This is a genomic window from Sphingorhabdus sp. (assembly GCF_044357595.1).
GTDB lineage: Bacteria > Pseudomonadota > Alphaproteobacteria > Sphingomonadales > Sphingomonadaceae > Sphingorhabdus_B.
On record NZ_JBIKPH010000140.1, the window covers coordinates 1 to 6,258 of the forward strand.

The window sequence follows — 6,258 nt, forward strand, 5'->3', positions numbered from 1 at the left end:
TGGCGATCGGCGCTATTCCGCGCTTTGGTCCTTCAATCTGCGCAACAACAATCCCGCCGCCAACCAGCGCCAAAGGCAAGCCGATCGCCGCTACGCGCAGCCATTTTGTTCGGAAAATTGTCATCGCAGCATCTTTAGGCGACATAGGCATGGAATTCCAAGCCTGTTCTCGCTAACGGCAGAAAATGGACGCAAAAGAACACACCACAGAATCCTACACTTACGCCAAAGCGGGTGTTTCCATTGAAACCGGTAATGCGTTGGTGCGCGCCATTGCGCCCCTGGCAAAAGCAACGCGGCGCCCCGGTGCGGATGCAGACCTTGGCGGGTTTGGTGGCTTTTTTGATCTAAAGGCAGCAGGATTCAACGATCCGCTGCTCGTCGCTGCCAATGATGGCGTCGGAACCAAGCTCAAACTCGCAATAGAATCGGGACGGCACGAAGGCGTGGGAATTGATCTGGTCGCGATGTGCGTCAACGACCTGATCGTGCAGGGTGCAGAACCGCTCTTCTTTCTTGATTACTACGCTACAGGAAAGCTCGACAATGCAATTGCGACGTCAGTCGTGGCGAGCATAGCCGAAGGTTGCAAATTGGCTGGCTGCGCACTTATTGGCGGCGAGACTGCTGAAATGCCTGGCATGTATTCCGATGGTGATTATGACTTGGCTGGCTTTTGCGTCGGCGCCGTTGAGCGCGACCAAGTCCTGACCGCTGATAAGGTTGAGGCAGGCGATGTCATCTTGGGCCTCGCGTCTTCGGGCGCGCACTCCAACGGCTTTTCCTTGGTGCGCAGGCTTGCGGCAGACAAAGGCTGGAAGCTTGATCGCCCCGCTCTGTTCGACCAAAATGTTATTCTAATTGATGCGCTGATGGCGCCAACGCGGATCTATGTAAAATCATTGCTGCCCCTTGTTCGCACCGGAAAAATCCATGCGATGGCGCATATCACGGGTGGTGGCTTGCTTGAAAACATTCCACGCATTCTTCCGGCAGGGCTGCACGCCCATGTGAATGCGGATGCCTGGACACAGCCACGCTTGATGGCGTTTTTGCAAGCGCAGGGGCATATTGAGCCCGAAGAAATGGCGCGTACATTCAACTGTGGCATCGGCATGGCCGTCGTGGTTGCCTCCGCAGATGTTGCGGACGTGACGGCGGCGCTTGAGGCTGCTGGTGAGACTGTTCATACGATCGGGCATATTGCGGCGGGGGACAAAGGTTGCACCGTTACCGGCTCAATCGAAACGTGGAGCGCGCAATCCGATTGGACTGCGACTTACAATGGCTAGTAGCCTCACCGTCACCCTGAACTTGGTTCAGGGTCTATCTGTCAAAATGGCTCCGGTCGATTTGGTACCATGGATGCAGGAACGTCAGTCACCAGAGGTGAGACAAGTTCAGCATGACACTATTGTGGTAACGTCATGAAAGCCAAAGTTGCCGTTCTCATATCCGGCGCGGGCACCAATATGGCCGCGTTGTTATACGCTGCAAAACTCCCTAATTGTCCTTACGAAATCGTGCTCGTTGCGAGTAACAACTCGGATGCAGAGGGTCTGAAAATCGCATCGACTGAGGGCGTTCCTGTTTTTGCAAAATCGCATGTCGGCCTTGAACGCGCTGCCCATGACGCCATCATGCACGAAGCAATTACCCAGTCGGGCGCGACTTATGTCGTATTGGCTGGATATATGCGGATATTGTCCACGGAATTTGTCGCAAAATGGGATGGGCGCATGCTCAATATCCATCCTTCTTTGCTCCCGAAGTATAAAGGGCTACATACCCATCAAAGGGCTATTCAAGCCAAGGATCCAGTCGCGGGAACTAGCGTCCATTTGGTTACGGCGGAGCTGGATGACGGTCCGGTGCTTGGCCAAATCGAAGTGGCGATTTTGCTCGGCGATACGGCAGATACACTCGCCGACCGCGTAAAAATGGCCGAATATCAATTATACCCCAAGACGCTGGCCGATTATGTCGCACGCGATACCAATCCGGAATTTTTGATTGCGCAGGTCCGCGCCATCGCTCTTGCCCAGCCCGAGTCAAACGAAGTCCAATCCCAAGGCATGCCGTGCTTCGGCATTATCGGCGGCAAGAAATTCGCTTATGTCTCGGTCGATCATCGTGGGGACGGCAAGATTGCTTTGCTGGTCAAAATTAGCGGCGTTGAGGAACAGACCATGCTGATCGATAGCGACGCAGATTGCTATTACCGCCCCGCGTATTTCGGCGACGGGTGGGTCGGTATCAGGCTGGACCTTGGCGATACCGATTGGGATCACATTAACGACTGGGTTGCCAAAAGCTGGCGCGCTGTAGCCCCGAAGAAGCTATCAAAACTGATGGATGTGGTATACGACTTTTGAAACACACCGAGCGAATGTAGGAAAGGTTGTGCCCAATCGATGGAACACAACCTTCAATCCACATTGCGTCAGAAAAATTTATCCAACGATTTCTTCAGGCTTGAAGAAATATGCGATTTCAATCGCTGCATTTTCGTCGCTGTCCGAACCGTGCACGGTGTTCGCTTCAATGCTTTCGGCCAATTCCTTGCGGATGGTGCCTGGCTCGGCATTCTCTGGGTTGGTTGCACCCATGATGTCGCGGTTGCGTTGCATGGCGTTTTCGCCCTCAAGCACTTGAACGACGACTGGGCCACTGATCATGAATTCGACTAGTTCCCCAAAGAACGGGCGTTCTTTATGCACTGCGTAAAAGCCTTCGGCCTGTGCGCGCGACATATGAATACGTTTTGAAGCAACAACGCGCAGGCCAGCATCTTCAAGCATCTTGGTTACTGCACCCGTCAGGTTGCGGCGCGTTGCGTCAGGCTTAATAATTGAAAAAGTGCGAGTAGCCGCCATGATATGCTCCATTTTTATAGGGGGGGAATTGCGCGCGCCTCTAACGGTGCTTGGCGCTAAGTGCAAGCTTTATGGGCCTTGCATCCATTTGCCGCCATCTTGTTTCCAATAGCGCCGCTCCACGCTCTCACCCAAATTGCGCCAAGCAGAGCGGGCATTGACTGTATGGCTCGGCGGGAAAAGGTAGAAGACGCGGTCAAAATCATGTTCGACCGGTCGCCAGTTGCCATCGGCGAACGCTATAAACCGGGCGCCGTTGTACGCATCTATTTGATCTGACAATAAAATAGGTTGAAGAATATCATCGCCCTCGCCCGACTTGGCGTGCGCCAGAAAGCTATCTGCCTTCGCCGTCCATAGGGACAACGATATGGCATCCAATTGTGCGCTGTCGTCGCTGACAATCAGCAACCGCCCTTTATCGTCCAGTACGCGTTGGGCGATAAAGGGGAGCACTTTTTCAGCAGGGTCGCGGGTTAGCTGATAAAAATCGACCTGCATGATCCGGTCAAATCAGCCTTCGAAATTGTCGGCAACAAAACGGTCAAGCAAGCGCACGCCAAATCCGGTCGCACCCTTGTCCCAGACCGGGCCAGCCTTGTCCGCCCAGACAGTGCCGGCGATATCGAGATGCGCCCATTTCACGCCGTCCTTGATGAAACGACCAAGAAATTGTGCCGCCGTGATCGAACCTGCGCCTTTACCGCCAATATTCTTCATGTCCGCAATGGGGCTATCGATCATCTTGTCATAAGCCTTCGACAGCGGGAAACGCCAAAGCGGGTCGCCCGATGCCTTGCCTGCGGCAGTAAGCTTGTCGGCAAGCTCATCGCTGTTTGAGAAAAGCCCAGCATATTCGCTACCAAGCGAAACGATGATCGCGCCGGTCAACGTAGCGAGGTCTACAACATATTCGGGATTATAGTTTTCCTGCACCCAGTGCAGGGCATCGCAAAGGACAAGCCGCCCTTCGGCGTCGGTATTCAACACCTCGATAGTCTGGCCAGACATTGATGTTACGATGTCGCCAGGGCGCTGCGCGTTACCATCAGGCATGTTCTCCACAAGGCCGCATACGCCAACCACATAAGCCTTGGCTTTGCGTCCAGCCAATGCCTTCATCGCACCTGCAACGGCGCCAGCCCCGCCCATGTCCCACTTCATATCTTCCATGCCAGCCGCAGGTTTAATGGAAATGCCGCCCGTGTCGAAGGTCACGCCTTTGCCGACAAGCGCCACTGGTCGTTTTTGCGTTCCGCCGGTGCCGTCCCACTTCATGACCAGCAAGCGCGCGGGGCGACGTGAACCTTGCGCAACGCCGAGCAGCGCCCCCATACCCAAAGCCGCCATCTCCTTATCATCCAGCACGCTGATTTCGACGCCCAACTCTTTCAAATGCTGGCAACGTTCGACAAAGCTTTCAGGATAAATGATGTTTGCTGGCTCAGTGACCAGTTCCTTGGTCAAAGCAACGCCCTCTGCGATGGCCTGATAGCTTGTCCAATGACCGGTCGCCTCTGCCTGCGCGGCGACAACAGTGAGCGCCTCCACGGTGGGCTTAGATGTCTCTGGCAATTTGGTGCGATATTTGTCCATGCGCCAGTTGCGCAAGGTAGCACCATAAGCAACCTCAGCAGCATGTTGCGCAGTCAGATTGGCGCCGTGGACCGCGATATGCTTTGCGCCCGATGTTTGAACCTTGGCGATAATATCGCCGCCAGCCTTCTGATAATCCGCTGTGTCGCCTTCGGCCACACCAAGCAGGACAATTCGAACAAGTTTTCCGCCCTCTTCATGGATAAACAGGAGGTTTTGTCCCGCCGCGCCCTCAAACCGGGAGAGCTTTGCATTCGCATGAATGATATCCGTTTTGTCCAAAGGAAATTTGAAATCGGCGAACGTATCTTTGGTAACGATGAATGCGAGTACGTCAGCATCTTGGGGCCGCGCATCGGTAAAATTGATCTTCATGGAATTAAGCAGCCTTTCCGCTGGGGTCGTCTTGGAAGTTTCTATAGGCCTAATCCGCGCTTTGGTTAAAGTAAAAGATAGTGCAAAATTGCGAACGGTTAACCGCAAATAGTGCCTTGCGTGGCAACATGGGTGGACCCACAGCAATAGCGGCGGTAAAGGGCTCAACGGTTTTATGATTATTCCCGCCCTCCGGCCTGTCCTTTCCCGCATTTTGCTTATGCCGATTTTGCTCGGCTACGGATCCATGTCGTCCATCGCGATTGCCCAAACCGAGGCCGCGTCAGCGGCATCGCAGCAACCCAGCGACCAGATGGGATTTTCTGCCGCGGTCGTTGAATATGATTCAAACACGGAAATTGTCACCGCCAAAGGTGAAGTGATTGCCACCCGTGAAGGCTATTCAGTTCGCGCCGATAACATCGTGTGGAACCGCACAACGGGTCAAGTCGTGGCAGAGGGAAATATCCGGGCTGTCGGGCCGGAGGACGATGTGGCGTATGGCGACAAGATAGAACTCACCGATGCCCTGAAAGACGGTGTGATCAACAATATGTTGGTGGTGCTCGCCGACGAAAGCCGCCTCGCCGCCAATCGCAGCTCGCGCAAAGACGGCATCTACACACTGGATTATGCCGCATACACAGCGTGCAAGGTTGCGACTGCCGATGGTTGCCCTAAAAAACCAAGTTGGGAAGTGAAGGCGATCAAGGTCGTTTATGATCCAGCCAAAAAACGAGTTGTTTATAACGGCGCGCGCATTGAGCTGTTCGGTTTACCTCTCATTCCGCTTCCGTTGCTGTCGCATCCCGTGGATACAAAGGCAGGGAGCGGATTTCTCGTGCCTAGCATCGGCTTTTCGCGGAACAATGGGGTTGAGTTGGAACAAGCCTATTATTGGCGAATAGCAGACAATCGGGATGCCACTGCAGCAATAACAGCTTTTTCCAATGCCGCTCCCTTAGCCCGTGTGAATTTTCGATCGCTTGAGAAAAAAGGTGCCGTCGACCTGTCTGCTTATGGAACCTACAGTAATCGTATCAGCACCAGCGGTGCATTAAGAACAGATGGCGATAATGTATTTCGCGGATATCTGGAAGGTGCAGGAAAGTTCCAGTTTGACCCTTATTGGTCTATTTCCGCTTCTGGCCGCTTTGCATCGGATCGCACATTTCTGCGGCGCTATGACATCAGCCGCGATGACCGGCTTCGGTCGACATTTTCTGCCGAACGCATCGGTGACAAAAGCTATTTTTCGTTTGCTGGGTGGGCAGTTCAAACCCTTCGTACCAGCGACCGCCAAGGGCTTGCTCCCATCGCCCTACCGGAACTTGATTATCGCCTGCGCCTCGACGCACCAGTGGTGGGTGGCACATTTCAGTTGCAGGCAAATAGCTTAAACATCGGCCGC

General features: G+C 54.0%; 6 protein-coding genes. 3 read left to right on the forward strand and 3 right to left on the reverse strand.

Going from position 1 to position 6,258, the window contains the following annotated elements; translation table 11 throughout:
• The first annotated feature begins 185 nt into the window (after positions 1 to 185).
• Positions 186 to 1,292: a phosphoribosylformylglycinamidine cyclo-ligase gene (purM, locus tag ACIQ2T_RS11470; RefSeq protein WP_397590930.1), complete on the forward strand. Its 1,107-nt coding sequence runs from the start codon at positions 186 to 188 to the stop codon at positions 1,290 to 1,292.
• A 135-nt stretch (positions 1,293 to 1,427) separates the two neighbouring features.
• The gene (gene purN / locus ACIQ2T_RS11475) at positions 1,428 to 2,375 is read left to right on the forward strand and encodes a phosphoribosylglycinamide formyltransferase (RefSeq protein ID WP_397590931.1); all 948 of its coding nucleotides are present in this window, start codon (positions 1,428 to 1,430) and stop codon (positions 2,373 to 2,375) included.
• A gap of 78 nt (positions 2,376 to 2,453) precedes the next feature.
• Here purN and ndk read toward each other — a convergent pair whose 3' ends face one another.
• From ndk to ACIQ2T_RS11490, 3 genes are all read right to left on the reverse strand, one after another.
• Positions 2,454 to 2,876: a nucleoside-diphosphate kinase gene (ndk, locus tag ACIQ2T_RS11480; RefSeq protein WP_397590932.1), complete on the reverse strand. Its 423-nt coding sequence runs from the start codon at positions 2,874 to 2,876 to the stop codon at positions 2,454 to 2,456.
• Between the two features lie 69 nt (positions 2,877 to 2,945).
• Positions 2,946 to 3,377 (reverse strand): DNA polymerase III subunit chi, encoded by a 432-nt coding sequence (locus tag ACIQ2T_RS11485; protein WP_397590933.1) that lies wholly within the window; start codon positions 3,375 to 3,377, stop codon positions 2,946 to 2,948.
• Between the two features lie 12 nt (positions 3,378 to 3,389).
• Positions 3,390 to 4,847: a leucyl aminopeptidase gene (locus tag ACIQ2T_RS11490; protein ID WP_397590934.1), complete on the reverse strand. Its 1,458-nt coding sequence runs from the start codon at positions 4,845 to 4,847 to the stop codon at positions 3,390 to 3,392.
• Positions 4,848 to 5,022: 175 nt separating this feature from the next.
• On the opposite strand from ACIQ2T_RS11490, the gene ACIQ2T_RS11495 reads away from it, so the two are divergent.
• Positions 5,023 to 6,258: LPS-assembly protein LptD (locus tag ACIQ2T_RS11495; protein WP_397590935.1), on the forward strand; the 1,236-nt coding region annotated here is incomplete at its 3' end.

Bases quoted from the DNA above. Each gene is read 5' to 3' on its own strand.
- purM (WP_397590930.1), top strand. From the start codon at position 186: ATGGACGCAAAAGAACACACCACAGAATCCTACACTTACGCCAAAGCG.
- purN (WP_397590931.1), top strand. From the start codon at position 1,428: ATGAAAGCCAAAGTTGCCGTTCTCATATCCGGCGCGGGCACCAATATG.
- ndk (WP_397590932.1), bottom strand. From the start codon at position 2,876: ATGGCGGCTACTCGCACTTTTTCAATTATTAAGCCTGACGCAACGCGC.
- ACIQ2T_RS11485 (WP_397590933.1), bottom strand. From the start codon at position 3,377: ATGCAGGTCGATTTTTATCAGCTAACCCGCGACCCTGCTGAAAAAGTG.
- ACIQ2T_RS11490 (WP_397590934.1), bottom strand. From the start codon at position 4,847: ATGAAGATCAATTTTACCGATGCGCGGCCCCAAGATGCTGACGTACTC.